The sequence below is a fragment of the Ruegeria sp. AN6 genome, from assembly GCF_056540425.1.
Genome location: NZ_JBQFWR010000010.1, coordinates 73594 through 99998 on the forward strand (window position 1 = coordinate 73594; position 26405 = coordinate 99998).

The 26405-nt window shown below is 56.1% G+C and carries 31 protein-coding genes and 1 riboswitch; of the genes, 22 read left to right on the forward strand and 9 right to left on the reverse strand.

Annotated features, from left to right (window positions below):
* Positions 1-106 precede the first annotated feature (106 nt).
* Positions 107-535: an FKBP-type peptidyl-prolyl cis-trans isomerase gene (locus ACR0MQ_RS15710; RefSeq protein ID WP_170774946.1), complete on the forward strand. Its 429-nt coding sequence runs from the start codon at positions 107-109 to the stop codon at positions 533-535.
* 11 nt (positions 536-546) lie between these two features.
* On the opposite strand, the gene ACR0MQ_RS15715 is transcribed toward ACR0MQ_RS15710, so the two are convergent.
* From ACR0MQ_RS15715 to fabA, 4 genes are read right to left on the reverse strand one after another with little or no spacing between them, the layout of a single operon-like run.
* Entirely contained in the window at positions 547-735 is a 189-nt protein-coding gene (locus ACR0MQ_RS15715; RefSeq protein ID WP_170477585.1) for a hypothetical protein, read from the reverse strand.
* A 59-nt stretch (positions 736-794) separates the two neighbouring features.
* The gene (locus ACR0MQ_RS15720; RefSeq protein ID WP_010437983.1) at positions 795-1586 is read right to left on the reverse strand and encodes an enoyl-ACP reductase FabI; all 792 of its coding nucleotides are present in this window, start codon (positions 1584-1586) and stop codon (positions 795-797) included.
* Between the two features lie 5 nt (positions 1587-1591).
* The gene (gene fabB / locus ACR0MQ_RS15725) at positions 1592-2821 is read right to left on the reverse strand and encodes a beta-ketoacyl-ACP synthase I (protein WP_170477578.1); all 1230 of its coding nucleotides are present in this window, start codon (positions 2819-2821) and stop codon (positions 1592-1594) included.
* 30 nt (positions 2822-2851) lie between these two features.
* On the reverse strand, positions 2852-3361 hold the full coding sequence (fabA, locus tag ACR0MQ_RS15730; RefSeq protein WP_170477575.1) for a bifunctional 3-hydroxydecanoyl-ACP dehydratase/trans-2-decenoyl-ACP isomerase: 510 nt from the start codon (positions 3359-3361) through the stop codon (positions 2852-2854).
* A gap of 187 nt (positions 3362-3548) precedes the next feature.
* Between fabA and irrA the strand changes: the two genes are divergently transcribed.
* Positions 3549-3965, forward strand: coding sequence for an iron response transcriptional regulator IrrA (gene irrA, locus ACR0MQ_RS15735; protein WP_170477572.1), 417 nt, complete (start codon positions 3549-3551; stop codon positions 3963-3965).
* A gap of 3 nt (positions 3966-3968) precedes the next feature.
* On the opposite strand, the gene ACR0MQ_RS15740 is transcribed toward irrA, so the two are convergent.
* Positions 3969-4865: a LysR family transcriptional regulator gene (locus tag ACR0MQ_RS15740; RefSeq protein ID WP_480609270.1), complete on the reverse strand. Its 897-nt coding sequence runs from the start codon at positions 4863-4865 to the stop codon at positions 3969-3971.
* An 85-nt stretch (positions 4866-4950) separates the two neighbouring features.
* Between ACR0MQ_RS15740 and ACR0MQ_RS15745 the strand changes: the two genes are divergently transcribed.
* Positions 4951-5748 (forward strand): phytanoyl-CoA dioxygenase family protein, encoded by a 798-nt coding sequence (locus ACR0MQ_RS15745; RefSeq protein ID WP_029621670.1) that lies wholly within the window; start codon positions 4951-4953, stop codon positions 5746-5748.
* Between the two features lie 3 nt (positions 5749-5751).
* On the opposite strand, the gene ACR0MQ_RS15750 is transcribed toward ACR0MQ_RS15745, so the two are convergent.
* Positions 5752-6615 carry a hypothetical protein gene (locus ACR0MQ_RS15750; RefSeq protein ID WP_170774938.1) on the reverse strand — a complete coding sequence of 288 codons (864 nt, stop codon included), beginning with the start codon at positions 6613-6615 and terminating at the stop codon, positions 5752-5754.
* Between the two features lie 120 nt (positions 6616-6735).
* Between ACR0MQ_RS15750 and miaB the strand changes: the two genes are divergently transcribed.
* The 10 genes from miaB to ACR0MQ_RS15800 all read left to right on the forward strand — a co-directional run bounded on the left by miaB (position 6736) and on the right by ACR0MQ_RS15800 (position 17252).
* Complete coding sequence (gene miaB, locus ACR0MQ_RS15755) at positions 6736-8055, forward strand: tRNA (N6-isopentenyl adenosine(37)-C2)-methylthiotransferase MiaB (RefSeq protein WP_170774936.1); 1320 nt, start codon at positions 6736-6738, stop codon at positions 8053-8055.
* A gap of 224 nt (positions 8056-8279) precedes the next feature.
* On the forward strand, positions 8280-8984 hold the full coding sequence (locus ACR0MQ_RS15760) for an outer membrane protein (RefSeq protein WP_480609347.1): 705 nt from the start codon (positions 8280-8282) through the stop codon (positions 8982-8984).
* 147 nt (positions 8985-9131) lie between these two features.
* Complete coding sequence (locus ACR0MQ_RS15765) at positions 9132-10154, forward strand: PhoH family protein (protein WP_170774932.1); 1023 nt, start codon at positions 9132-9134, stop codon at positions 10152-10154.
* Positions 10155-10196: 42 nt separating this feature from the next.
* A complete protein-coding gene (gene ybeY / locus ACR0MQ_RS15770; RefSeq protein WP_170774930.1) occupies positions 10197-10691 on the forward strand; it encodes an rRNA maturation RNase YbeY in 495 nt (164 codons plus the stop codon).
* Positions 10692-10727: 36 nt separating this feature from the next.
* On the forward strand, positions 10728-11612 hold the full coding sequence (locus ACR0MQ_RS15775) for a hemolysin family protein (RefSeq protein ID WP_170774928.1): 885 nt from the start codon (positions 10728-10730) through the stop codon (positions 11610-11612).
* Entirely contained in the window at positions 11609-13135 is a 1527-nt protein-coding gene (gene lnt, locus ACR0MQ_RS15780; protein ID WP_170774926.1) for an apolipoprotein N-acyltransferase, read from the forward strand. Before ACR0MQ_RS15775 ends, lnt begins: the two co-directional genes overlap by 4 nt.
* A 21-nt stretch (positions 13136-13156) precedes the next feature.
* Positions 13157-13205: riboswitch (SAM-SAH riboswitch) on the forward strand.
* Positions 13206-13210: 5 nt separating this feature from the next.
* Positions 13211-14392, forward strand: coding sequence for a methionine adenosyltransferase (gene metK / locus ACR0MQ_RS15785; RefSeq protein WP_480609274.1), 1182 nt, complete (start codon positions 13211-13213; stop codon positions 14390-14392).
* Between the two features lie 98 nt (positions 14393-14490).
* Complete coding sequence (gene trmB / locus ACR0MQ_RS15790) at positions 14491-15201, forward strand: tRNA (guanine(46)-N(7))-methyltransferase TrmB (RefSeq protein ID WP_480609276.1); 711 nt, start codon at positions 14491-14493, stop codon at positions 15199-15201.
* Positions 15202-15270: 69 nt separating this feature from the next.
* The gene (gene aroA, locus ACR0MQ_RS15795; protein ID WP_480609278.1) at positions 15271-16629 is read left to right on the forward strand and encodes a 3-phosphoshikimate 1-carboxyvinyltransferase; all 1359 of its coding nucleotides are present in this window, start codon (positions 15271-15273) and stop codon (positions 16627-16629) included.
* Positions 16629-17252, forward strand: coding sequence for a (d)CMP kinase (locus ACR0MQ_RS15800; protein WP_319545217.1), 624 nt, complete (start codon positions 16629-16631; stop codon positions 17250-17252). Before aroA ends, ACR0MQ_RS15800 begins: the two co-directional genes overlap by 1 nt.
* Before the next feature lie 24 nt (positions 17253-17276).
* Here ACR0MQ_RS15800 and ACR0MQ_RS15805 read toward each other — a convergent pair whose 3' ends face one another.
* Positions 17277-17753 (reverse strand): YHS domain-containing (seleno)protein, encoded by a 477-nt coding sequence (locus ACR0MQ_RS15805; protein ID WP_480609280.1) that lies wholly within the window; start codon positions 17751-17753, stop codon positions 17277-17279.
* Positions 17754-17971: 218 nt separating this feature from the next.
* Here ACR0MQ_RS15805 and ACR0MQ_RS15810 point away from each other — a divergent pair, with 218 nt between their 5' ends.
* The 9 genes from ACR0MQ_RS15810 (at position 17972) to ACR0MQ_RS15850 (ending at position 24807) form a co-directional block, all read left to right on the forward strand.
* A complete protein-coding gene (locus ACR0MQ_RS15810; RefSeq protein ID WP_480609282.1) occupies positions 17972-18508 on the forward strand; it encodes a hypothetical protein in 537 nt (178 codons plus the stop codon).
* A gap of 88 nt (positions 18509-18596) precedes the next feature.
* Positions 18597-18947, forward strand: a complete 351-nt coding sequence (locus tag ACR0MQ_RS15815; protein ID WP_480609284.1) for a DUF6525 family protein — start codon at positions 18597-18599, stop codon at positions 18945-18947.
* A 237-nt stretch (positions 18948-19184) separates the two neighbouring features.
* The gene (gene rpsA, locus ACR0MQ_RS15820) at positions 19185-20861 is read left to right on the forward strand and encodes a 30S ribosomal protein S1 (protein ID WP_010438032.1); all 1677 of its coding nucleotides are present in this window, start codon (positions 19185-19187) and stop codon (positions 20859-20861) included.
* 270 nt (positions 20862-21131) lie between these two features.
* On the forward strand, positions 21132-21416 hold the full coding sequence (gene ihfB / locus ACR0MQ_RS15825; protein ID WP_008758048.1) for an integration host factor subunit beta: 285 nt from the start codon (positions 21132-21134) through the stop codon (positions 21414-21416).
* A gap of 6 nt (positions 21417-21422) precedes the next feature.
* Positions 21423-21773: a LapA family protein gene (locus ACR0MQ_RS15830; RefSeq protein ID WP_170477764.1), complete on the forward strand. Its 351-nt coding sequence runs from the start codon at positions 21423-21425 to the stop codon at positions 21771-21773.
* A gap of 8 nt (positions 21774-21781) precedes the next feature.
* On the forward strand, positions 21782-22426 hold the full coding sequence (locus tag ACR0MQ_RS15835) for a phosphoribosylanthranilate isomerase (protein ID WP_170774912.1): 645 nt from the start codon (positions 21782-21784) through the stop codon (positions 22424-22426).
* A gap of 46 nt (positions 22427-22472) precedes the next feature.
* The gene (locus tag ACR0MQ_RS15840; protein ID WP_170774910.1) at positions 22473-22808 is read left to right on the forward strand and encodes a hypothetical protein; all 336 of its coding nucleotides are present in this window, start codon (positions 22473-22475) and stop codon (positions 22806-22808) included.
* Between the two features lie 68 nt (positions 22809-22876).
* Positions 22877-24124, forward strand: coding sequence for a tryptophan synthase subunit beta (trpB, locus tag ACR0MQ_RS15845; protein ID WP_170774908.1), 1248 nt, complete (start codon positions 22877-22879; stop codon positions 24122-24124).
* A 50-nt stretch (positions 24125-24174) separates the two neighbouring features.
* Entirely contained in the window at positions 24175-24807 is a 633-nt protein-coding gene (locus ACR0MQ_RS15850; protein WP_170774906.1) for a class I SAM-dependent methyltransferase, read from the forward strand.
* Here ACR0MQ_RS15850 and ACR0MQ_RS15855 read toward each other — a convergent pair.
* Positions 24804-25184, reverse strand: coding sequence for a DUF2237 domain-containing protein (locus ACR0MQ_RS15855; RefSeq protein ID WP_170774904.1), 381 nt, complete (start codon positions 25182-25184; stop codon positions 24804-24806). The two genes, ACR0MQ_RS15850 and ACR0MQ_RS15855, sit on opposite strands and share 4 nt — an antisense overlap.
* Before the next feature lie 9 nt (positions 25185-25193).
* Positions 25194-26357 carry a serine hydrolase domain-containing protein gene (locus tag ACR0MQ_RS15860; protein WP_480609287.1) on the reverse strand — a complete coding sequence of 388 codons (1164 nt, stop codon included), beginning with the start codon at positions 26355-26357 and terminating at the stop codon, positions 25194-25196.
* Between the last annotated feature and the right edge of the window lie 48 nt (positions 26358-26405).

Below are 26405 nucleotides of genomic sequence, written 5' to 3' on the forward strand. Positions count from 1 at the left end.
GGCGCAGGTAACCACAACCGGTTCCGGGGTTAAAGAGGGCAGGGTTTACAATGCCGTGTCAGCCTCTAGGCTGCGCCGTTCATTTCTTTTCAGGCCGGAGGCCATCATGACCGCAATCAAACAAGGCGACACGGTTCGCATCCACTACACCGGAACTCTGTTGGACGGCAAAGTCTTCGACAGTTCCGAGGGGCGTGATCCGCTTGAGTTTGCGGTTGGTTCCGGGCAGATCATCCCCGGTCTGGATGCTGCCCTGCCGGGGATGGAGATTGGCGAGAAAAAGCGTGTCGAGATTGATTGCGTTGAAGCCTATGGTCCGATCAATCCGGGTATGCGGCAACAGATACCGCGTGAAGGCATCCCGGATGACATTCCGCTGGAACCCGGCACGCAATTGCAGATGCAAACACCTGACGGTCAGGCACTGCCAGTGACTGTTGTCGAAGTAGATGAGGCGACGGTGACCCTGGATGCAAATCATCCATTGGCGGGGCAGGATCTGGTCTTTGATATCGAAATAGTTTCGATCAACTGATCCCGCTCAGATCAAAGGCCGGGGATATGTGACAACATAGGCTCAACCGCATCGCGTACGGGCGGTTGGGTCAGAAACACAAAGGCAATCAGCAGCGATGTGAGTATTAGCAGGAACAGACGTGCACGTCCGCTTCCTGACTTGCGTTTCAACGCTGGCGAGCGCGCGTTACTCGCAAGGATTTGTTCAAGTTTGCTCATATCGTAATCCCTGCGGGGCAAAGATGGTCAAATCTTGGCACCCGCAGGGAAAGATATGGTCACATGGCCTCGGGCTGAGGCATACCCAGAATATGATACCCGCCATCGACGCGGATGATCTCACCCGAAGTGTAGCTTCCCGCATCTGAAGCCAGATAAACGGCAGTGCCGCCAACCGCTTCAAGCGTGGCGTTCGAACGCATGGGGGCGTTCTGGTCGCAGAACTTGTAGGTCTTGCGCGCTCCGCCGATGGCGGCACCGGCCAGCGTCTTCATAGGGCCGGGTGAGATGGCGTTGACACGGATGCCGTCGGGGCCCAAATCGTTTGCCAGATAACGGGTCGCAGATTCCAGCGCCGCTTTGGCTACGCCCATGACGTTGTAGTTCGGCACCACCTTGTTCGAACCCTGATAGGTCAGGGTCAGCAGCGTGCCGCCATTGTCCTTCATCAGCGGATAGGCGCGGCGCGCGACCTCGATAAACGAATAGGCCGACACATCCATTGAATGCTTGAAGTTTGCGCGTGTGGTGTTCAGGAAACGGCCCGTCAGTTCGTTCTTGTCCGAATAGGCGATAGCGTGGACGACAAAATCGATGGTCGGCCAGCGCTTTCCCAACTCGCCAAATGCGCGGTCTAGTGATGCGTCATCGGTGACATCCGCATCGACCATGAAGTCGCTGCCAAGGCTCTGGGCCAGAGGTTCCAGCCGTTTGCCGAACGCCTCGCCCTGATAGGTGAAAGCCAGTTCAGCGCCCGCCTCGTGCATGGCTTTGGCGATGCCCCATGCAATCGAGCGGTCATTTGCCACGCCCATGATCAGGCCGCGTTTACCCTTGAGAATATCCGACATCTTGTTCACCCGTTATACTTCGACAGAACCATGGATCCGTTGGTGCCGCCAAAGCCGAAGCTGTTGGTCATCACGCTGTCCAGGCCTGCGTTTTCAACTACTTGAGTTGCAATTTCACCGGGCAGGATGCCTTCGGCAAGTGTGTCGACATTGATCGACGGAGTAATGAAATCATGTTCCAGCATCAACAGGCAGAAGATCGCCTCAAGCGCGCCAGCCGCACCCTGCGCGTGGCCGGTCATCGATTTGGTTGATGAAATCGGAGGTACGCTGCCTTCGCCAAAGATACGGCGTACGGCTTCGACTTCGCCTACATCGCCAACCGGGGTCGAGGTGCCGTGGGCGTTGATATAGCCGACCTTGCGGCCTTCGGGCACGGTCGACAGCGCCAGACGCATCGCGCGTTCGCCGCCTTCGCCAGAGGGTGCTACCATGTCGTGCCCATCAGATGTCGCGGCATAACCTGTGACTTCGGCATAAATCTTGGCGCCACGGGCCAGCGCATGTTCGAGGTCCTCAAGAACTACGATGCCGCCACCACCGGAAATTACGAACCCGTCGCGGTTCTGATCGAATGCGCGCGAGGCTTTGTCGGGCGTGTCGTTATATTTGGACGACATCGCACCCATCGCGTCGAACAGGCAGGACAGGGTCCAGTCCAGTTCTTCGCCGCCACCTGCGAACATCACGTCCTGCTTGCCAAGCATGATCTGTTCCGCCGCGTTGCCGATGCAGTGCAGCGACGTCGAGCAGGCAGAGGTAATCGAATAGTTGATGCCCTTGATCTTGAACGCGGTCGCTAAGTTTGCCGAGATCGTCGAACACATGCATTTAGGCACTGCAAACGGGCCGATCCGCTTTGTCGCTCCGGTTTTTAGCACGGTCTGGTGAGCGGTCAGCATCGCGCTCGTCGAAGGTCCGCCTGAACCGGCCACCAGACCGGTGCGCGGATTGACGACCTGATCTTCGGTCAGCCCGGCATCAGCGATCGCCTGGCTCATCGCGATATGGGCATAAGCTGCGCCCGGTCCCATGAACCGCAGCGTGCGCTTGTCCACGTGATCAGCCACGTCGATTTTCAGCGTACCGGCGATCTGGCTGCGAAAGCCGTGTTCGACCATCTGTTCGTTGGCCTCAATGCCGGATTTGCCTGCTTTCAGCGAGGCAAGCACCTCTTCAGCGTTGTTCCCGATCGAGGACACAACCCCCAAACCGGTGACGACTACTCGACGCATGTGCGTACTCCTTGTTTCGGCCGGTCAGGCTCAGGCGTCTGACAGAACGACCTTCATGTCCTTGACGTCGTATATCAATTCGCCATCGGCTTCGACGATGCCATCTGCCACACCCATTGTCAGACGGCGCGTTTGGATCGCTTTTTTGAAATCAATTTTATAGGTCAGCATCTTCCGGTCCGGGCGTACCATCCCGGTAAGCTTGACCTCGCCGACGCCAACGGCCATGCCACGGCCTTGCCATCCGCGCCAACCGAGGTTGAAGCCGGTCAGTTGCCACAGACCGTCCAAGCCCAGACAGCCGGGCATGATCGGGTTGCCGGGGAAATGGCAGTCAAAGAACCAAAGGTCGGGTTTAATATCAAATTCGGCCAGTACATGGCCTTTGCCATGCGCACCACCATCGCCCGAGATATCGGTGATCCGGTCCATCATCAGCATCGGCGGGGCGGGCAACTGCGCGTTGCCAGGGCCAAAAAGCTCGCCGCGGGCGCATTTCAGCAGATCGTCCTTGTCAAAACTGCTTGGGAATTGGGCCATTCTGCCGCCTCTCCTGCCTGGGTCTGTTCGTTATATCTGGTCTCGTCTAGCACCCGTTTGCAAGGTCCTGCAAGACCAGGACACCATATCATGCCGTGACACGTATACTTCTTGCGAATGAATTTCATTTGAAATTGCAGGTCGGGCGCACTTATATTAAGGGCAGCAGAACACAGGTATCGGATTCATGACACCTCAGAGCCGTGACATCGCTGCAAATTGGTTGGTTGACGCAGGTTTGCGCCCCACGCGCCAAAGGGTTGCTTTGGCCGAATTGCTTGTGGGTGACGGGTTGCATCGTCATGTGACCGCAGAAAGCCTGTTTGAATCCGCAAAAGCCAAAGGTGACGCGGTTTCGCTGGCGACCGTGTACAACACATTACGCGCGTTCTGCGATGCCGGGGTTCTGCAGGAAATCACTGTGGACGGATCCAAAAGCTATTTCGACACCAATACGCACGACCATCCGCATTTCTATTGGGAAGACGAAAGCCGCCTGAGCGATGCGCCGTCAGACCAATTGGTGATTCAGCAATTGCCGGAAGCGCCTGAAGGCGTCGAAATCGCATCGGTCGATGTGGTGATCCGCTTGCGGAAGAAATAACCGCTAATCCTTTCGTAACAGCGTAACCAATGCATGTTCGGCCTGCGTGATCAGTGGATCAGTAGGCCCCGTGCCATGCCGCGCCAAAACGACGGATTCGGTTGCGTCCGGATCGATGATCGGCAGGCTTACCAGGCGGACCTGATCATAGCTGAAGCCGCTTTTAGGGCTGGTATAACTTATACCGATACCTTCCCCATGAGCAGCCAGACTACGCGAAAGCTCGAGTGATTCCGCCCGGTGCGAGATTGTGGGATTCAGACCTTTGCGTCTGAAGAGCGCGAGCACATGCTGCGCGGACAGACCCTCTTTGGACAGAATCAATGGATGTGCCGCGAGCTCGGTTAGGGTCACCTGCTCGGCCCTCGCCAGTGTATGATCGGGTGAAAGCAGTGCATGTGGCGTGCTGTCGAACAGCTTCTTGCACAAAAAACCGGCGTCCATGCCCAGATCATACGTAAGCGCAAAATCATATCTGCCATCGATCAGGCCGGAAATCAGACCTTCGAACGTTTCAACCCCGTGTGTCAGGACGACATCGGGCAAGGACTCTCGCAGACGGTGCAGAGACTGGGCCAGAAGAAATGGGGCCAGATCGACGAAGCATCCCAGGCGCAATCTGTTCTCGCCGGTTAGCGGCTGCTTTGACTGTTCTAACAGGGCTGCTCGGTTCAACAAGGTTTCGGCTTCTTCGATAAACTTGCGGCCTTGCGGGGTTAATGCCATCGCGGCACCCCGCCTTCGGGCAAAGAGTGGATATCCCAAATGTGATTCGACCCGGGTCAGTGCATTGGACAAGGCGGGTTGCGAGACGTTCAGGCGCTGCGCTGCCGCAGACAGGCTGCCATGTCGACCAATGGCGCAGACATATTCGTATTGGCGCAGAGTGAGATATAACATCAAGTTAACACCTAAATCGAAAGATATGATTTGAACAGAGGGCTCATTCATGCGCAGATCGGGCGACAAATCCAAGGAGACCGCGATGACTCACCCTCTTGTTTCCCAAGCCATGATTGACGACTTCCAGACGGACGGTGTTGTGTTGGTCAAAGGCCTGTTCGCCGATCACATTGAAACCCTGCGGGCTGGGGTTGCGGCAAACATGGATGAACCGGGTCCCTATGCGTCAGAGAACAAGAAAGACGGTGAGACCGGCCGTTTTTTTGACGACTATTGCAACTGGTCTCGTATCCCGCAGTTTCGTGAAGTGATCGAAACATCCCCTGCTGCCGAAGTTGCAGCCGACCTTATGCAATCGCAATCCGTGCAGATGTTCCACGACCATGTACTGGTGAAGGAGCCCGGGACCTCAATGGCGACTCCGTGGCATCAGGATGGGCCATACTATTTTGTCGATGGCCAACAAAATATAAGCTTCTGGTCACCGTTGGACCCGGTGAAACAAGCGACCCTGCGTTGCGTCGCCGGATCGCACCGCTGGGAAAAAGAAGTGCTGCCTACTCGCTGGGTCTCGGAAGAAGGGTTCTTCCCTGATGAGGGGCAGTACATGCCGATCCCTGACCCGGATGCCGAAGGGATGAAGGTTGTCGAATTCGAGATGGAGCCCGGCGACGCCGTGGCCTTCAACTATCGCACGCTCCACGGGGCCCGTGGCAATACTTCCGACAGTCGGCGCAGGGCCTTCTCGCTGCGGTTGGTTGGTGATGATGCGCGCTATGTTGAACGTCCGGGGCGGACATCGCCGCCATTTCCGGGGCATGACATGGTGCCGGGGCAAAGGCTACGCGAGGACTGGTTCCCGGTTCTGTTACAGCGCTAGGATCTAGAACCACTGGCCCGATTCAATCAGGCCCAGATCCAGCAACTGGCGCGAATCCCACTCGAACGGAGTTGAATGGTTCCAGCGGAAATCAGAGATATCGAAAGTCGATCCGGCGTTCGTTTTTAGTGCTTTGGCCGCACGGAAGGAGCAGATCGCGGCGGTCAGGTTGTTGTGCCAAGGGCAGGCGTAGGTGTTGTATTCCGCCTCGTTGAACGTGTGATCAGGCAGAAGTTTCAGATCGGGTTTTGCTTTAAACAGCGAAATCCGATCGATACGGCGCCGTTCATAGGGGATATGATCTTCGAACCGCCAGCGCAGGCCGCCAGACATATCCAGCTGCCGCTCTAGCGGCTTGCCAGATGCATCATGCCGCGTGTGGGCGTAGTATCCGGTCTTGTCCAGCATTGCTTGATCGGGGGCCACGCCGTTGGGAAAGGCCGTCAGATCGTTCGCATACAGATCGATCACGTGGGTCAACATCGCCTGTCGCCGCTCTTCTGAATGGAAGGCGAGCAATTCGCCAACCGAGCGGGTCTCGCAGAACGGATAGAACAGGTATTCGGCGTTGTAGCAGTAGTATATCCAGACGCCTTGCGTGGCTTGGATGATCCGGTTGATGGCGTCAAAAACGACTGTTCTGGGCGCGCATGTCATCACAACCCTGTAGACCCTCTCGCTCAGATCATCGTCGATCGCAAATTCCTGTGGCAGGAATGCGATCACCGATTTGAACCCTAGTTTAAGGTGGTGATGCAGCGTGCTTTCCAATTCGACTTCATCTTCGGCGAAGATCAGCGCTATAGGGCCCTTGTTCAGGGCCTCACCGCCGGATTTCAGAAGGTGATCTAGGGAATCGTACTGCATCGTTGGCTTTGTTTCCGCCTCGCTGGAAATTCCCGCCAAATTCGGGTAATTGCGCCAGCATTGCAAGCGGCGTTCGATCCGTATAGACGACGCCGACCCAGCGACTGCAAAGGCCAACCCATGTCTGAACCGAAAAAGCTGTTTATCAAGACCTATGGCTGTCAGATGAACGTCTATGACAGTGAACGCATGGCCGAAGCGCTGGGCGGGCAGGGGTATGTCGAGACCAAGTCGGCCGATGATGCGGATATGATCCTTCTCAATACTTGCCACATCCGTGAAAAGGCAGCTGAGAAAGTCTATTCCGAACTGGGCCGGTTCAAGGGTCTGAAAGCAGACAAGCCGGATTTGAAGATTGGTGTCGCTGGCTGCGTAGCCCAAGCCGAGGGCGAAGAGATTATGCGCCGTCAGCCTCTGGTCGATCTGGTGGTGGGTCCGCAAAGCTATCATCGCCTGCCCGAGATGGAGGCGAAGACGCGCGCGGGTGAAAAGGCGCTGGATACCGATTTCCCCGAAGAAGACAAATTCGAGAAGCTCAAGAACCGTCCCAAAGCGAAGCGCGGCCCGACTGCTTTTCTGACCGTGCAGGAAGGCTGTGATAAATTCTGTGCATTCTGCGTGGTGCCCTATACCCGCGGGGCCGAGGTCAGTAGGCCTGCAGACCGCATTATTCGTGAGGCGCAGGATCTGGTCGAACGCGGCGTGCGCGAGATCACGTTGCTGGGGCAGAACGTAAATGCCTATCACGGGGTTGGGCCGAATGGGGACATGACCCTTGCCGGTCTGATCTGGGAGTTGAACAAGGTCGATGGGCTGGCGCGCATCCGCTTTACCACCTCGCACCCGAACGACATGGACGATGCGCTGATCGAGGCGCATGGGACCTGCGAAAAACTGATGCCTTATCTGCACCTGCCGGTGCAGTCGGGATCGGACAAAATCCTGAAACGCATGAACCGCAGTCACACGGCTGAAAGCTATCTGCGGCTAATCGAACGCATCCGCGAAGCCCGGCCCGATATTCTAATGTCCGGCGATTTCATCGTAGGCTTCCCCGAAGAGACAGATGAGGATTTTCAGGCTACTCTGGATTTGGTGGAAGAGGTCAAATACGGCTACGCGTATTCATTCAAGTATTCTACCCGCCCCGGTACGCCTGCGGCAGAACGGCCACAGGTCGATGCCGAAGTGGCAGACGAGCGTCTGCAACGGTTACAAGCCTTGATTACACGTCATCAGCGAGTGATTCAGGATTCCATGGTTGGCAAAACAGTCAGTGTCCTTTTTGAAAAATCTGGGCGTCAACCGGGCCAGATGGTTGGAAAATCCGAGTATCTTCACGCGGTTCACGTTTCGGATGCAGATGTGGCACGTGGAGATTTACGTAAGGTAAGGATCAAATCCTCTGGCGCGAACTCGCTAGGCGGCGAAGTGATTTAATCCAATATACGTATGCTGCAAGGGTTCCTTCCGACCAAATTTAACCCTTGATTTATGACTTGGAACTATGCTCCGAGAGAGGCCAGATTTCTCGGGTGTGGGTTTTGCGGCCTACGAAACTGTTGACCCGAAGAGGCAAGCCATGATGGCGGAGGGTGCGAGTAGTGAGTTGGATATGTTTTCCAAAATCGAAGATGTCCCGCGTTTTGACGGCCCTCTTATTGATGTTATCTTGCGCTGCTCCGACTTTGGCTGGGGATGTGACCGGGGAAGTCACTGAACCTGACGTGATTTCGTCCGAACGATATGCCAGCGATATCCGGGCGTTTTATCTGGGGGTGAGCGCCAGTCGTGCAACGGGTGGTTCCGATGAGTTTGGCTTGCAGGTCAATGGCGGCTCAGTTTTCGGGATCGGAGAGGTCAGTACTGACGGCAACTTTGCCGGGTTTCGCGGGGGTTGGCGCGGGATTTTGCCTGCGAGAGGCGGGCGCGACTATGTCTATGGTTTGGAAGTCGGCTACGACTTTGGCACTCTGGACGGCAGCACATCGGGACAGATCGGCGGAACACCCGTCAGCGGCAGATCTGCAATATCCGATGTATTCTCGATCCGCCTTCGAAATGGGCTTACTAACCGCAGTAAGAGTGTCCTTTACTTCGTGACAGTGGGCTATGTGCGTGGTGATATCACAACGTCGGCTTCTGTGACCGAAGTGGGTGGGACTACCCGCTTTGAAGACGTTGATCGACGTCAGGGTTTTTCTGCCAGCCTGGGTGCCGAGCATAAACTGAATGACGATTGGTCGATCACTGGTGAGCTCGAATATCTGCAGTTCGAATCAAAAACCGTAGAACTGGGTCCTTCTTTCACCACCAAATCGACGCCAAGCTACCGCGGATTGCGGATCGGATTGAATTATACTTTCTGAACCAATCGCAAAAACTGATATTTTATGCGCAACAACGCCGTTGATCGGCGCATTTGTCATCCCGTTTGCAAAAAACCAAACTGCGCCTTGCGTCCACCTCAAGATGTTGTCTACGCTCGGGGTGAAACGCCAAGACAGGAGAACGGATTGGCCATCGGTGCCCTGACCCCACCGCAAGAAGATATGCCCCAGCGTGAGGCGCTTGTTGAGTTCCCAGACAACAGACTACTAATCGATTTGTGCGGCGAATATGACCGTAACCTGACCGATATCGAACAAAAGCTTTCGGTGCAGATCGTGCGGCGTGGAAATCAGTTGGTCGTGCTGGGTGATGAAGAATCGCAAAAGCAGGCGATTGAAGTGCTGCAGGCGCTCTACACTCGGCTTGAAGGTGGGCGAGATGTCGAAGCAGCAGATGTCGACCGAGAGTTGCGCATGGGTAATTCCGAGGCCGGAACCGGCACGCGGGATGGTGACCAGCTTGAGATGTTCAAAGGCGGAACGGTCGAAATCAAAACCCGTAAGAAGCTGGTTGAGCCGCGGACAGACGCCCAGAAGGCATATGTTCAGTCGCTCTTCAACAATGAGCTGGCCTTTGGAATCGGTCCCGCAGGTACGGGTAAAACTTATCTGGCTGTTGCTGTGGGTGTGTCGATGTTCATCGGAGGCCATGTGGACCGGATCATTCTCAGCCGTCCAGCGGTAGAGGCCGGCGAAAAGCTGGGTTACCTGCCCGGTGACATGAAGGATAAAGTCGATCCCTACATGCAGCCGCTTTATGATGCGCTGAATGATTTCCTCCCGGGCAAGCAGCTGGCCAAGCTGATCGAAGAAAAGCGGATCGAAATTGCGCCTCTGGCGTTTATGCGTGGGCGGACGCTGGCGAATGCCTTTGTCGTGCTGGACGAGGCGCAAAATGCCACCACCATGCAAATGAAAATGTTCCTGACCAGACTTGGCGAAGGCAGCCGCATGGTGATCACCGGAGACCGGTCACAGGTCGATCTGCCGCGCGGTGTGCAATCGGGTTTGGCGGATGCAGAAAGACTGCTGAAGACGATCCCGAATATCAGTTTCAATTATTTCACGTCGAAAGATGTCGTGCGCCACCCGCTTGTCGCCGCCATTATTGAGGCGTATGAGGCCGACTCGGGCCGCGAAATGGGGTGAAACCCAAGGTTCCGAAGGGTTTTGGAGCCTTGGAGAGCCGGTATGAATCTGGATGTAACGATCGAAGACGAGCGCTGGAGGGAATTGGAGCCGCTGGCGCAACGCGCACTCATTGAAGTTCTTGATTATTGCGGTCTCAAATCGGATCTCTGCGAAATCAGCTTGTTGGGTTGTAACGATGAACGGATCGCAGTTCTGAATGCCGAATTCCGGGAAAAACTGAAGCCGACAAATGTTCTAAGCTGGCCTGCCGAAGATTTGTCCGCTGATCAGCCTGGGGGCATACCAATGTTGCCCGAGCCCGATTTCACTGGGGAAATCGCATTGGGAGACATTGCGATTTCATATGACACCTGCGCGCGTGAGGCCATCGCAGCGCGTAAATCATTGGAAGATCATGTGACCCACTTGATAATTCACGGCACGTTACATTTGTTAGGATACGATCACATTCGTGACCTGGACGCCACTTTGATGGAACGGGTTGAGATCGAAATACTTGGCAAACTGGGTATAGATAACCCATATAATGCATGACAGGGGCAGCTTTGCCCGATCATTTGGAACAGGATAATGGGCGATACAGACGGCAGTTCTAGGGCAGCGCAAGGCGCGCATTCACAGAACAGCAACACGGATAGCGATGAAAAAGGCGGGCTTTTATCCCGGATATTCGACGCATTTTCACCTCCGGGCGATGAAGCCAGCCAGGTGAACGGGGCTAAGGTCACGGATTCACAACCTAGGGGTATGATCAACCTGCGCAGAATGCGGGTCGAAGATGTCGCGATACCCACGGCCGAGATTATCTCGGTTCCCTCGACAACACCCAAGGACGAGTTGGCGCAAATTTTTCGCGATAGTGGATTGTCGCGAATCCCTGTCTACGAGGGAACGCTCGACACTCCACTGGGCTTTGTCCACCTCAAGGATTTCGCGCTGACCCATGGATTTAATGGCAACTCGTCCGAGTTTGATTTGAAGTCAATGCTAAGGACCTTGCTGTTCGTTCCGCCTTCGATGCCGATTGGTGTACTTTTAACCAAGATGCAAACTGAACGTCGTCATATGGCACTGGTCATTGACGAATATGGTGGTGTCGACGGCCTGTTGACCATCGAAGACCTAATCGAACAGGTTGTGGGCGAAATTGCCGACGAACATGACGCCGATGAAGATCAGCTTTGGATACAAGAAAAACCTGGCTGCTACGTGGTTCAAGCTCGGGTTCCGCTTGAAGATTTTGAAGTCGAAATTGGTCGTTCATTGACCAGCCACGAAGATGTGGACGAAGAAGAGATCGACACTTTGGGCGGTTTGGTCTTCATGCTATCTGGGCGCGTCCCGGCGCGTGGTGAGGTGGTATGCCACCCCGAAGGGCCTGAATTCGAAGTTCTTGACGCAGACCCACGCCGCATAAAGCGGTTGCGCGTCATGTTGCCGGATATCGCTGCATGAATCCTGCCCAGGGGTGGCCCTATTGGTTGCGGTTGCTGCTAGCGGCATCCTTGGGAATCGTGGCTGCATGTGGGCTTGCCCCGTTGGGTTTTTGGCCAGCGGCATTGGTGGCGCTGATCCTGCTTGCTCCATTGTACTTGAACTCTGAAACATCCCGCCGCGCGGCTTTGCTGGGGTGGGTGTTCGCCACCGGGTATTTTGCCAATGCGCTAAACTGGATCATCGAACCATTCTTGGTTGACGCAGAACGCCATGCCTGGATGGCACCCTTTGCACTAATCTTGTTGTCAGGCGGGTTGGCATTGTTCTGGGCGCTGGCCTTTGGAGTTGCAAAACGCATCGGTGGATCGCCGATCGTGCAGGGTATGCTACTGGCTTTGACGCTCTCTCTGGCCGAGTTTGCGCGGGGTTACATACTTACAGGGTTTCCTTGGGCCGGTATAGCTCAGGTCTGGGTGGATACGCCTTTTGCTCAGCTCCTCTCGCTGATAGGACCTTATGGCTTGGGTGCGCTGACACTGATTGCGACTTTGCCACTTGGTGCAGCCATCTCCAGTGATCGGACTCCCCGCGGTCTGGTAATGCCATTCTTTGTGGCTGCGGGGTGCGCTGTATTGGCTCTGGCTTACGCTGCGAACCGACCGTCGGTTGAATATACCGACCATATCGTGCGGCTGACACAGCCTAATGCTCCACAGCACCAAAAGTGGGACCCGGAATATGCACCTCTGTTTTTTGCCCGCCAACTTGAATTCACGGTAGCCGAGCCCAGGCCAGATCTGATTGTCTGGCCAGAAACTTCGGTTCCGGCGTGGCTTGGCAGTGCGCAGCCATATCTTTCGGCAATTGGCGAAGCGGCGCAGGGTACGCCTGTTTTTCTAGGTATCCAGCGTGCAGACGGACGGCAGATCTATAACTCGATGATCTATTTGAATGGAGATGGTCAACAGGCAGGGCTGTATGACAAACACCACCTGGCCCCATTCGGAGAATATGTGCCCTTTGGTGAATTGATGGCGCGGTTTGGAATTCACGGAATGGCGGCAACCACGGGAAGTGGTTTCAGCGCTGGGCCGGGCGCTGCCCTGATGGATGCAGGAGGGCTTGGGAAAGCTCTGCCGCTGATCTGTTATGAGGCCGTATTCACACAAGATGTTCTGTCCGCGCCGGGCCGGGCAGATTTTCTATTGCAGGTCACTAACGATGCGTGGTTCGGGACTCGCTCCGGCCCGTATCAGCATCTTGCACAGGCACAGATGCGCGCCATTGAGCAGGGTCTGCCGATGTTGCGCTCGGCCAATACAGGTGTTTCTGCGATGATTGACCCTTTGGGGCGAATTGCTGACGCGTTGGCGCTTGGGCAGGCCGGGTTTATCGATACCGAATTGCCGCAGCCCCAAGCCGCGACGATATATTCCCGGATCGGGGACAAACCGGTGTTTTTCCTTCTATTAGCAGCTTGGGCGTTGCTCTGGCGTCATACCCGTAGGTACAAGGGTCAAATACCGATTGACCCTACCTGACTGCGCGCGTATTCGGTCAATTGCCCTTCACAACGGCTTCCTGACGTGATGGGAAAATCTTAATGGAGCACATTTATGTCCCGACAGAATTACACTTTTACTTCGGAGTCCGTATCCGAAGGACACCCTGATAAGGTCTGCGATCGTATTTCCGATGCGGTGCTAGACGCCTTTCTGCGTGAAGAGCCCGAAGCCCGCGTTGCGTGCGAAACTTTCGCCACAACGGAGCGTGTGGTCATCGGTGGCGAAGTGGGACTGTCGGATCAGGACAAGCTCCACGATTACATGGCGCATATCGATGATATCGCGCGCGCCTGCATCAAAGATATCGGATACGAGCAGGACAAGTTTCACCACGAAACCGTCGAGGTGACCAACCTGCTGCACGAACAGTCGGCTCATATTGCGCAGGGCGTCGACGCCGCTGACAACAAAGACGAGGGCGCAGGCGATCAGGGTATCATGTTCGGGTACGCCACGATCGAGACACCTGCACTGATGCCAGCTCCGATCCAGTATTCGCATGCAATCCTTCGCCGTCTGGCCGAAGTTCGCAAAAACGGTACCGAGCCCGCGCTGGGTCCGGACGCGAAATCGCAGCTGTCGGTCATCTACCGGGATGGCAATCCAGTTGGTGTCAGCTCAATCGTGCTGTCCACTCAGCATCTGGATGAGGCGCTGACCTCGGATGATATCCGCCAGATTGTCGAACCCTATATTCGCGAAACGCTGCCCGATGGCTGGCTGACCGCCGAGACCGAGTGGCATGTGAATCCCACCGGCAAGTTCGTGATCGGCGGCCCCGATGGCGACGCGGGTCTGACCGGGCGCAAGATCATCGTGGACACCTACGGCGGTGCTGCTCCGCACGGGGGCGGTGCGTTCTCTGGCAAAGACCCGACCAAGGTGGACCGCTCGGCTGCGTATGCCGCACGCTACCTGGCCAAGAACGTGGTAGCGGCAGGAATGGCGGAACGCTGCACCATTCAGTTGAGCTATGCGATTGGCGTCTCCAAACCTCTGTCGATCTATGCCGACACACACGGGACAGGCCAGATCGCTGACGCGGTTATCGAGAAGGCTGTCGGTCAAGTCATGGACCTGACACCGCGCGGCATTCGCGAGCATCTGCAACTGAACAAGCCGATCTATCAGCGTACTGCAGCCTATGGCCATTTCGGACGCGAACCCGATGCAGATGGCGGATTCAGCTGGGAGCGTACCGATTTGGCCGACGCTCTTATGCAGGCTGTCTGAGCGCCGTTCACCTATTCAAAAAATACGCCGGAGGTGTGGGGGCCAGCCCCCAACCTCCACCCTTGCCTCAGGCACGAGTCAGCAGTATGGGCACGGGCATGAGCAACCAGACCCCACAGCGCCCCCGCAGGAACTTTTATGGCCGCTTCAAAGGCAAGACCTTGAAGCCCAGCCAAAAGACTTATCTGTCAGAAGACCTGGCCGCCCTGTCTCCAGGTGCGGTAGATTGGGAAACCAACCCAGAACGCACCGCTTTGGACCTAGAGGGCCTGTTCGGTGGCAAGCCTATCTGGCTCGAAGTCGGATTTGGCGGTGGCGAGCATTTGGTGCATCAGGCGCAAAACAATCCCGGTATCGGCATTATCGGAGCAGAGCCTTACATCAATGGTGTCGCAATGTTGTTGGGCAAAATTCGTCAGGCTGGTGCCGAAAACCTCGCCGTGCACCCCGGCGATGTGCGGGATCTGTTTGATGTGCTGCCCGAGGCCAGCATCTCGCGCGCGTTCCTGCTCTATCCTGATCCGTGGCCGAAAACACGTCATCATCGGCGCAGGTTCGTGACCCCTGAGCATCTGGAACCTCTCGCGCGTGCCTTGAAGCCGGGTTCGATTTTTCGCGTTGCCACCGATATCCCCGACTATGTGCGCCAGACTCTTGAAGAGGTACCGCGTGCCGGTTTTGATTGGCTCGCCGAGCGCCCCGCCGACTGGCGCGAGCCTTGGGATGACTGGATTTCCACCCGCTACGAACAAAAAGCCCTACGCGAGGGGCGTACCCCGCATTATCTGACCTTCCGACGCAAAGACTGATTGCCGCTGGACCAACCGGCCCCAATTCGCTAATCGGCCTGAGGACTGATAGCGAAAACAGGAGCCCCCATGTCCGGACACGGCACGCCCATCCCGATGACGTCGCATCCATGCGGCCCGCTGACCGGCACAGCAGAGGTGCCTGGCGACAAGTCGATCTCGCACCGGTCCCTGATCCTGGGGGCGATGGCCGTTGGCGAATCCAGGATTTCAGGCCTGCTTGAGGGCGAGGATGTGCTGGACACGGCCAAGGCCATGCGGGCATTTGGGGCCGAAGTTACGGATCACGGAGGCGGCGAATGGTCGGTGCACGGCGTAGGCGTAGGCGGCTTTGCGGAACCCGATCAGGTGATCGATTGCGGGAACTCGGGCACCGGTGTGCGCCTGATTATGGGAGCGATGGCAACCTCTCCGATAACGGCGACCTTTACCGGGGATGCCAGCCTGAACAAGCGTCCGATGGCCCGGGTCACCGACCCTCTGGCGCTGTTCGGCACGCAATCTGTCGGCCGGGATGGTGGACGCCTGCCGATGACCATCGTCGGCGCTGCGGACCCCATCCCGGTTCGTTACGAGGTGCCTGTGCCATCGGCTCAGGTGAAATCCGCTGTTCTGCTGGCAGGGCTGAATGCCCCCGGCAAGACCGTGGTAATCGAGAAAGAGGCAACCCGTGATCATTCCGAACGGATGCTGGCCGGGTTCGGCGCAGAAATCACCGTCGAGGATACCGACGAGGGTCGAGTGATTACCCTAACCGGGCGTCCAGAATTGAAGCCGCAGGTCATTGCGGTGCCGCGTGACCCATCTAGCGCAGCCTTCCCGGTATGTGCCGCACTGATTACCCCCGGATCGGATGTTTTGGTGCCGGGCATCGGATTAAACCCCACGCGTGCAGGTTTGTTTACAACGCTACGCGAGATGGGTGCGGATCTGACCTATGAGAACGAGCGCGAAGAGGGTGGTGAGCCCGTTGCAGATCTGCGGGCAAAATACTCGCCGAATATGAAGGGAATTTCCGTCCCACCAGAACGCGCTGCCTCGATGATTGACGAATACCCTGTGCTGTCCGTTGTTGCCGCCAATGCAACCGGCACAATGATGATGGGCGGCGTCAAAGAGTTACGCGTCAAGGAAAGTGACCGGATCGATGCAATGGCGCGTGGCCTGCGCGCGAATGGCGTGACGGTAGACGAGGGTGACGATTGGTGGTCAGTCGAGGGCCTAGGCATTGGTGGTGTTCCCGGCGGCGGCATTTGTGAGAGTTTCCTCGATCACCGCATTGCCATGTCCTTCATGGTGATGGGTATGGGCGCGAAAAAGGCGGTTTCGGTAGATGATGGTGGTCCGATTGCAACTTCGTTCCCGATCTTTGAGCCGCTGATGACGGGTTTGGGTGCCAGGCTGCTTCGCGACAACCGGCCCGTCTGATGCTCGAGCAGCGGTATACGGTTGCGATCGACGGCCCTGCTGCGGCAGGTAAGGGCACGATCTCGAAGGCGGTAGCCGCGCATTTTGGGTTTGCCCATCTGGATACTGGATTGCTTTACCGAGCGGTTGGACGACGCATGCTGCAAGGGGAAGAGCCTGTTACGGCGGCGCAATCTCTAACCGCAGAAGAGTTGGGTCAGGGTGACCTTCGTACGGCCGAGATCGCACAGGCGGCCTCAAAAGTGGCTGTCATACCTGAGGTTCGCAGCGCGCTGGTTGATTTCCAACGTGCCTTTGCGCGACGTGTCGGAGGCGCAGTTCTTGACGGTCGTGATATTGGAACCGTTATTTGTCCGAATGCCGAGGTCAAACTGTTCGTCACGGCCAGTGCCGAAGTGCGCGCGGAACGGCGATATCTGGAGCTTGCAGCCAAAGACGATGACGTCTCGCGCGAACAGGTGCTGGCAGACGTCAAAGAACGCGATGCCCGCGATGCTGAACGCAGCACTGCACCGATGAAGCCCGCAGTTGATGCTGTGCTGCTGGATACCTCGGACCTAAGTGTCGATGCTGCACTGGCCCGTGCGATCGAAGTCATCGAAATGACCCTGCCTAAAGTATAATCGCCTTCAGGCAGGGCCAATACCTTACAGCTCGCCTACAGCGATGCTTTTGATGTTGGTCCACTGATCATCGGCGGTTTTTGCTGTCCCGGTGACGTCTTTCAGGAAAGATGCACGGGTGTCTGCGTTCAGGAACAAGAACAGCTTTCCGTCGGCAACCAGATATTGATCCGGGTCGCCGTCAAATTTCTTTCCGACCGAAACACCGAATGAGCAATATCCGCCGTGTTGAGGCAAGTATGCTGCTGGGTTGGCCTCAAACGCTTCAAGGTTTGCAGCACTGGTGAAATAGTAGGACGCGCCGTCATAGGTCGCTGTATGGGTTGCAAAACCCTCGACCGGATTGCCGTCATTCACCAAGGCCACCAGATCTACACCATGTACCGCCAATGGAGCGCCAGCAGCAGAGATACCCTTTGAGACGTTTATTTCATCCGCAGCAAATGCAGGGGCAGTAAGGGCAAGTGTCATCGCAAGGGCCGTAAGGGCAAGAGATTTCATTTGGTTATTCCTTTCCATTTGGTTCCTGGCCGCAACAGTCGTCGGCCGATGGGGTGAAAACAGGAAAGGCTTTTCGGACGTGTAATCGCCGATAGAACGCAAAGTATTGCAGATCGTCCTAACCGATGCATGATGTGTGATAAGTGCTCACAGAGCTTTGTTTGGTTCGTCAGAGCTGAACGTCATATTGTCGTTTCTATATCTGTAGGAGGCGCCACATGATCCGAATAGTTCTGTTTCTGGTGTTAACAGCCACAGGCATGGCTGCTCAGGAAGCTGAAACCCCGTCTCCGATCAATGAACCCCCGATGACCTACGAACGTCTGGGTAAAATCCTGTTTGCACTGGATCCCGAGGCGCAACCACACGGGCCTGGTTTTGAGCTGATGATCTCAGAGACGCGTGTATTTGTTGTGACGGATACCAATGCGGATCGTATGCGCGTGATGGTTCCGATCCGATCTGCAGACGGTCTGAGTCAGGCCGACATGCAACGGATGATGCAGGCCAATTTCGATACGGCATTGGATGCGCGATATGCGATCGCGAACGGTAGGGTTTGGGCGGTGTTCTTGCACCCGCTTTTGTCGCTGGAAAGGGATCAATTGATTTCGGGTATCGCGCAAACTGTGAACATCGCACAAACATATGGCACCCTCTATTCCAGCGGAGGAGCACAGTTTGGCGGCGGCGACAGCGGTGAGTTGCAGCAAGAGCTGTTCAAGGAACTGTTAAAAAAGGGCGAGGAAATCTAATTTCCGACAGTACGGCCCAAAGAACGTCTTGCTAAAAGGGTTATGTTATATGATATCGTAACATAGGCTTGAAAGATGGAGTTTCTGTGTGTCTGCGCGTTACGATGTAAAACGAGGTGTGATCCCTGCCAACGCCGGTAGGGCGATCAAAGGCAATTCAGGCCGTAATTTGCGGACTCAGCTCAAACGTCGTAGGCGGCGGGGCTCGCCAATGCAGGCCTATGACGCATTACCGCAAGGCCTTAGGCAGTGGCTGGCGTCTGCCTGTTTGCCATGGAGTCCGGCCTCGGCTCTCAAAATCTGGGACCAAGCTGGGGGTTCGGCAAATCCCATGGCCGCTATTCTGCGGCTTGACGCCATTGAGCGATCCATGTTGCAGCAAGATGTGTTGATCTGGGGCACGCCGGGCAAGCAATCAAGCGCTGATCCCGCCGCATAAGCCAGCGTTTGTTGGCTTTGCACTTGCGCAAGCATTGGAATCCGCCTATACGCGCGCTGTCGATACAAGGGCGGTCAACGTCCGGATGACGTTTCTGAGCAGGGCCGGGTAACCTCGGCCCTTTGTGTTTGTTTGCTCAGGGGCGCACCGGATCACGCCTGAAGACATCATGAAACAAGACCGGCGGAGACAACCGCTCGGCCAGCAAAAACGTACTGTAAAGGAAAACAACGCCACATGGCTAACGCATCCATGGAGGAATTCGAAGCCCTCCTGAATGAAAGCTTCGAAATGGACACACCCGAAGAGGGTTCTGTTGTCAAAGGCAAGGTTCTGGCGATCGAAGCCGGCCAAGCCATCATCGACGTAGGCTACAAAATGGAAGGCCGCGTTGATCTGAAAGAATTCGCAAATCCCGGCGAAGCCCCTGAAATCGCTGTTGGTGACGAGGTCGAAGTTTACCTGCGCGCCGCAGAAAACGCCCGCGGCGAAGCCGTCATCTCGCGCGAGATGGCCCGCCGTGAAGAGGCATGGGATCGTCTGGAAAAAGCATATGCCGACGACCAGCGCGTCGAAGGTGCAATCTTTGGTCGCGTCAAAGGTGGCTTCACCGTCGATCTGGGTGGCGCAGTTGCGTTCCTGCCCGGCTCGCAGGTTGACGTTCGCCCCGTGCGCGACGCTGGCCCGCTGATGGGTTTGAAGCAGCCGTTCCAGATTCTGAAAATGGACCGCCGCCGTGGCAACATCGTTGTGTCGCGCCGCGCAATCCTGGAAGAATCGCGTGCCGAACAGCGTGCCGAAGTTATCGGCAACCTGTCCGAAGGTCAGACCGTCGAAGGTGTTGTCAAAAACATCACCGAATACGGTGCGTTTGTTGACCTGGGCGGCGTTGACGGCCTGCTGCACGTCACCGACATGGCATGGCGCCGTGTGAACCACCCGTCCGAGATCCTGACGATCGGCGAAACCATTAAGGTTCAGGTCATCAAGATCAACAAAGAGACCCACCGCATCAGCCTGGGCATGAAGCAGCTGCAGGAAGATCCGTGGGATCTGGTTGCTGCCAAGTACCCGCTGGGCTCGGTCCATCAGGGTCGCGTCACCAACATCACCGACTACGGCGCGTTCGTCGAGCTGGAAGCCGGTGTCGAAGGTCTGGTGCACGTGTCCGAGATGTCCTGGACCAAGAAAAACGTCCACCCCGGCAAGATCGTTTCGACCAGCCAGGAAGTCGACGTCATGGTTCTGGAAATCGACGGCGCCAAGCGTCGCGTATCTCTGGGCCTGAAGCAGACTCAGCGCAACCCATGGGAAGTGTTTGCAGAAACACACCCCGAGGGCACCGAGGTCGAAGGCGAGGTCAAGAACATCACCGAATTCGGACTGTTCATTGGCCTCGAAGGCGACATCGACGGCATGGTTCACCTGTCGGACCTGTCCTGGGACGAGCGTGGCGAAGATGCGATCCAGAACTACCGCAAGGGCGACATGGTTTCGGCCGTTGTCTCGGAAGTTGATGTCGAAAAAGAGCGTATCTCGCTGTCGATCAAAGCCCTGGGCGGTGACAAGTTCGCCGAAGCCGTGGGCGGCGTGAAGCGTGGCTCGATCGTAACCGTCGAAGTGACCGCGATTGAAGATGGCGGCATCGAGGTGGAATACGAAGGCATGAAATCCTTCATCCGCCGTTCGGACCTGTCCCGTGACCGCGCCGAACAGCGCCCCGAGCGTTTCTCGGTCGGTGACAAGGTCGACGTTCGCGTCACCAACGTCGACAGCAAGACCCGCCGTCTGGGCCTGTCGATCAAGGCACGCGAAATCGCCGAAGAGAAAGAAGCCGTGGAACAGTACGGTTCTTCCGACTCTGGCGCATCGCTGGGCGATATCCTGGGTGCAGCGCTGAAGTCCGGCGACTGATTCAGGGCGAAAGCCTAACCAAGAAATTCGGCCCCGTGCGCATGCGCGGGGTCGTTTTTGTTGCGAATCAATATGTTCCAATTATCCGGGTTTTTTCCCGTCATGTTCGCTCAATAGGTGTAGAAAACGAGCTTGTGCGCTAATATTCGCGTTAGAATATGGCAAAATAAGTCCGATCGATGCAGAGTATGCGTTCCCCCAAACCGGGTTTTTTCCTATACTGTCAAATCAGTAGGCCAGACATACCGGACGCCTGGGAGGGTATTACGCATGATCCGTTCAGAACTGATTCAAAAAATCGCCGACGAAAACCCGCATCTTTATCAGCGCGACGTCGAACGGATTGTAAATACGGTTTTTGAAGAAGTGACCGATGCAATGTCGCGCGGTGATCGCGTTGAGCTGCGTGGATTTGGCGCTTTCTCCGTGAAAAAACGCGATGCACGTGTCGGACGGAATCCCCGTACTGGAGAAACCGTACAGGTTGAAGAAAAATGTGTTCCGTTTTTCAAGACCGGCAAGTTGCTAAGGGATCGGTTGAACGGTAAAGCGTAAGTCATGATGCGCTACATTCGTTATGCTTTTCTTGCTGCCTTAGGGATCATATTGGTTTCAATCTCTCTGGCCAATCGTGAGCTGGTTGAATTGAAGCTGATGCCGGATGCACTGGCAGAGTTGCTTGGGTTCAACTTTTCAACCTCGCTCCCTTTGTTCTTGGTTGTCCTTGGTGGCGTTGTGGCCGGTCTGGTCATCGGCTTCCTTTGGGAGTGGCTGCGTGAGCACAAGCACCGTAAAGACGCCACTGTGAAGAAAAGCGAAGTGCGTAAGCTTGAGCGCGAGGTCAAGAAGCTCAAGAAAAAGCAAAATGAAGGACAAGACGACGTTCTTGCCCTGCTGGATGAGGCAAGCTGAGGCCGACTATGTCCGGTGAAATCAGTGTCAAAATATGCGGTCTTACCGCACCTGATCATGTGCGTGCGGCAGTTGAAGCAGGTGCACGGTATCTTGGCTTCAATTTCTTTCCTAAATCGCCGCGTTATGTATCCGCTGAGCAAGCAGCAGAGTTGGTGCAATCTGTACCTGTTGGGGTTGCTAAGGTGGCTTTGGTTGTGAATGCGTCGAACGAGGTTTTGGATCAGATTACCGAAACCGCACCGTTCGATATGTTGCAGTTGCACGGTGGCGAAAGCATCGAACGGGTCTCGGAAATCAAATCACGCTATGGGTTGCCAGTGATGAAGGTCATTGGAGTGGCTGATGCTGAAGACTTGGATGCGATTGATGCCTTTAGCGACGTCGCTGACCAGATTTTGATCGATGCCAAACCACCAAAAAATGCTGTTCTACCGGGCGGCAACGGCTTGGCGTTCGATTGGCGTCTTATGGCCGGGCGGAAGTATTGGCGCAAGCCGTGGATGCTGGCGGGTGGTTTAACTCCCGACAACGTGGCGGAGGCCATTCGTACCACGGGAGCCCGGCAAGTGGACGTCGCTTCGGGCGTTGAAAGTGCTCCGGGTATCAAGGATGAGGCCTTGATCAGCGCATTTATCGACGCCACACGCTGATCTGAACAATTGTCTGCTGCGTATCTCCGGAAAAGGGGAGGAGACAATGCTTGCGGCAATTGGCGGTGTTTCGTTAAGACGATGGTACTACGGGCCGGAACTATTCTGGCGGGCGCGTCAGGCGTTGCTTCAGGCGCGCGGTGATCCATTGTGCCTGGAAGCACAGGTCTTTCTACATCAGGGCATGTTTTTTTCACTCAGTGTTTGGGAAGACATAGAGGCTATGCTGACATTTGCCCAATCGGGCCCGCATCGATGTGTGGTGGATGCGGCTTCGCGCTTGGCCAAAACCTATGAATTCCACCATTTTCCCTGCATTGCTGTCCCTAGCAGGGATCAGGCTTTGAAGGTCTGGGCGCAATGTGTCCAGGATCAGCAATGATGCGTTTTGCCATGGCAAATCCTGCCGCTACCACCTATGAAAGTCGCGTACGACGAGTGGAGACACCCATGGCCAACGATCTTTTTAATTCCTTCATGTCCGGCCCGGATGAGCAGGGCCGTTTCGGCATCTTCGGTGGACGGTTCGTCAGCGAAACGCTGATGCCGCTGATCCTGTCGCTGGAAGAGGAATATAACAAAGCCAAGGATGACCCTACTTTCTGGGCCGAGATGGATGATCTGTGGGCCAACTATGTGGGCCGCCCCTCGCCGCTGTATTACGCGGAACGCCTGACCGAGCATCTGGGCGGGGCCAAAATCTATCTGAAGCGCGATGAACTGAACCACACTGGTGCGCATAAGATTAATAACGTGCTGGGCCAGATCATTCTTGCGCGCCGCATGGGTAAGACCCGGATCATCGCGGAAACCGGGGCAGGGCAGCACGGCGTAGCCACCGCTACCGTCTGCGCCAAGTTCGGCCTGAAATGCATCGTCTATATGGGCGCGCATGACGTACAGCGTCAGGCCCCGAATGTATTCCGTATGCGCCTGCTTGGGGCTGAGGTGATTCCGGTGACAAGCGGTCGGGGTACGCTGAAAGATGCGATGAACGACGCGCTGCGCGACTGGGTGACCAATGTGCGCGACACGTTCTATTGCATTGGCACAGTGGCCGGTCCGCACCCGTACCCGGCGATGGTACGCGATTTCCAGTCGATCATCGGTAAGGAAGCCAAAGAGCAGATGCACAAGGCCGAAGGTCGTCTACCCGACACCATCATCGCAGCCATTGGCGGTGGATCGAATGCGATGGGCCTGTTCTATCCATTCCTTGATGACAAAGAAGTCAACATCATCGGCGTCGAAGCAGGCGGCAAGGGTGTGAATGAAAAGATGGAGCATTGTGCCTCGCTGACCGGCGGTCGCCCCGGCGTGCTGCACGGTAATCGCACTTATCTGTTGCAGGATGACGATGGGCAAATACTGGAAGGCTATTCCATCTCGGCGGGTCTGGATTATCCGGGGATCGGGCCTGAGCATTCCTGGCTGAACGATATCGGCCGTGCCAACTATGTCTCAATCACCGACAAAGAGGCGCTGGAGGCATTTCAGCTGTGCTGTGCGACCGAGGGCATCATCCCGGCGCTCGAGCCCAGTCATGCGCTGGCGCATGTGATGAAGATCGCACCAGATTTGCCCAAAGATCACCTGATCTGCATGAACATGTGCGGACGCGGCGACAAGGATGTGCAGACGGTCGCGAAATACCTGAACTTCGACATGTCCGACACCGAAGGCCGTACAGCAGACTGATCACCAAAACAGGCTTTGCGCCTTTGAGGAACTGTGCCAGTTTGCTAATCATGAGCAGCGCATCCTCAAAGGCTGAACTTAATCGGCTTGACCAAAAATACGATCAGGCAGCCCCTGGCTGGGCGGATAAGATGCGGCTGCTAGGGTATTTTGATGCCTACCTACGATTTCTGTCGTCAGATCCGCTTGCAGACTTGGGGCGTAATGCGCTGGATATCGGGTGTGGGACGGGTGCTTTCGCCGAAGCACGCACAGTCATCCGGCCAGAAGGTAACATCGCGCTGCTCGAGCCTTCTGCCCGGATGCTGCACTTGGCGCATTCAGCTTTGCAGCGCCGCGGATTCGATGCGACGCTCATTCAATCCCGATTGGACGATTTTCAACCGGAGGCCCGATTTGACTGCCTACTGGCCGCGCATGTTCTGGAACATTGCGCCGACCCTACTGAGGCTCTGCGCCAAATGCGCGATCTTGCCGAACCCGGGGCGACGCTCTGGCTGGTCGTGAGCAAACCGCATTGGTGCAATGCGATCATCTGGTTTCAGTGGCGGCACCGGACCTACAGGCCAGAGACGGTGGTGGAAATGTTGTCCTGCTCAGGATGGGATCTGCAAGCTGAACACAGCTTTCCGACCGGGCCTCCTTCGCGCACGTCACGTGGATATCGGGCTACTGCGATCTAGGTCTCGTCTTCGGAACGCTGCGCCTGCAGGATATGCAGGGGAACGATATCCAACGCTCTCTGATGGGTGGCTTCAAGGTGGACCAGGGGTGCACAGCCCTCGTCATAGGCTTGCAAGAAGCGCGACGCACATAGGCACCAGCTATCGCCGGGTTTGAGACCTGGGAAATCGAATTCAGGTCGAGGCGTGCTCAAGTCATTGCCGACATATTTCGAGTACGCCAAAAACTCAGCGGTCATTACTGCGCAAACCGTGTGGCTGCCCTGGTCTTCCGGGCAGGTGTTGCATACGCCGTCTCGAAAGAACCCGGTCAGAGGATCGCGAGAGCAGGGGGCGAGTAAGCCTCCCAGAACATTGATGCTGTCTAGCTTTTGCATGGCTGCATCTTACAGGCTTTGCGCAATTTTGCGGAACATTTCGACATTCAGCTCGTTGACGCCGGGATCGCGGAACTTTCGGTCAGCGCCAGTTGTCACGATCAAGACCCCGCGTGGCTGGTCGAAATAGATATACTGGCCATAGATGCCGCGCGCCATGAATTCACCCTCATGCGCCCCAACAGGTATCCACCACTGATAGCCATAACCGATCTCGCCTGGGTCTGTCGGGGCGCTAGGCCAAGTAGATGTGTCGATCCAATCCGCGGGTACAATCTGCCGGCCATCGCGTTCGCCACCCTGCAAAATCAACTGCCCGAATCGTGCAAAATCGCGCGTTGTGAAGTTGAGACCGCCCAAAACAAATGCAACGCCTGCGCCATCGGTGATGTAGTAGCCGTCCCGCTCCAACCCGAGCGGCTCGATCACTTTCTCGGTCAGCAGCTCTGCGACGCTGCGCCCTGTCGCGCCCCGGATAACCATTCCGATTACATGGGTGTCTATGGACACATATTGCCAAGTTTCGCCCGGCGCGACGAAGCTGTCTTGCAATGAGGCTGCAAAATCATCCAACTCACCCCCCAAGGCAACGACGCGCCCCATTCGGTTTATATCAGAATTGTAGTCCAGATAGTCTTCGTCGAAGGTCACACCGCTGGCCATATTCAAGACATTGCGGATCGTCGCAGTCTCATATGCGCTTTCCTTGAGATCCGGGGCGTATTGTGCAACCGGGTCATCCAGCGATGAAACAGCGCCCTCTGCCATCAGAATACCAAACAGGGCCGACAAATAGCTTTTTGCAACTGACCACGAAATTCTCCGGTCATCGGGTCCGGTGCCCAGATAATATTCCTCAAACCGGATCGCTCCGTCTTGCATCACAAGCAAAGAAGTTACCGCGCGATCTTCGATCCACTGGTCAGTTCCATCGGGCAGATCGAAACCGGGGCCATAAGGCAGTTCCCAGGTCGGGCCGTCACCGCGCGGCAAATCGGTGGTCAGAAACGCCTCGTCCATGTGCGAAAAATTATACACGATCTTTTCTTGTGAAAACAAAGAGTTCACGGCCATCAGGCGTTGAATCTCCTCGCGTTTCCAAAAGCCGACCACCAACGCCGCTAACGCCAGAGCCAACACAAGACGTAGCAGCCACTTAAAAGCAGATCTCATCCGAAGTCTCCCATTACACCTAACAGTGGACCCTGGTCAGTTCCATTA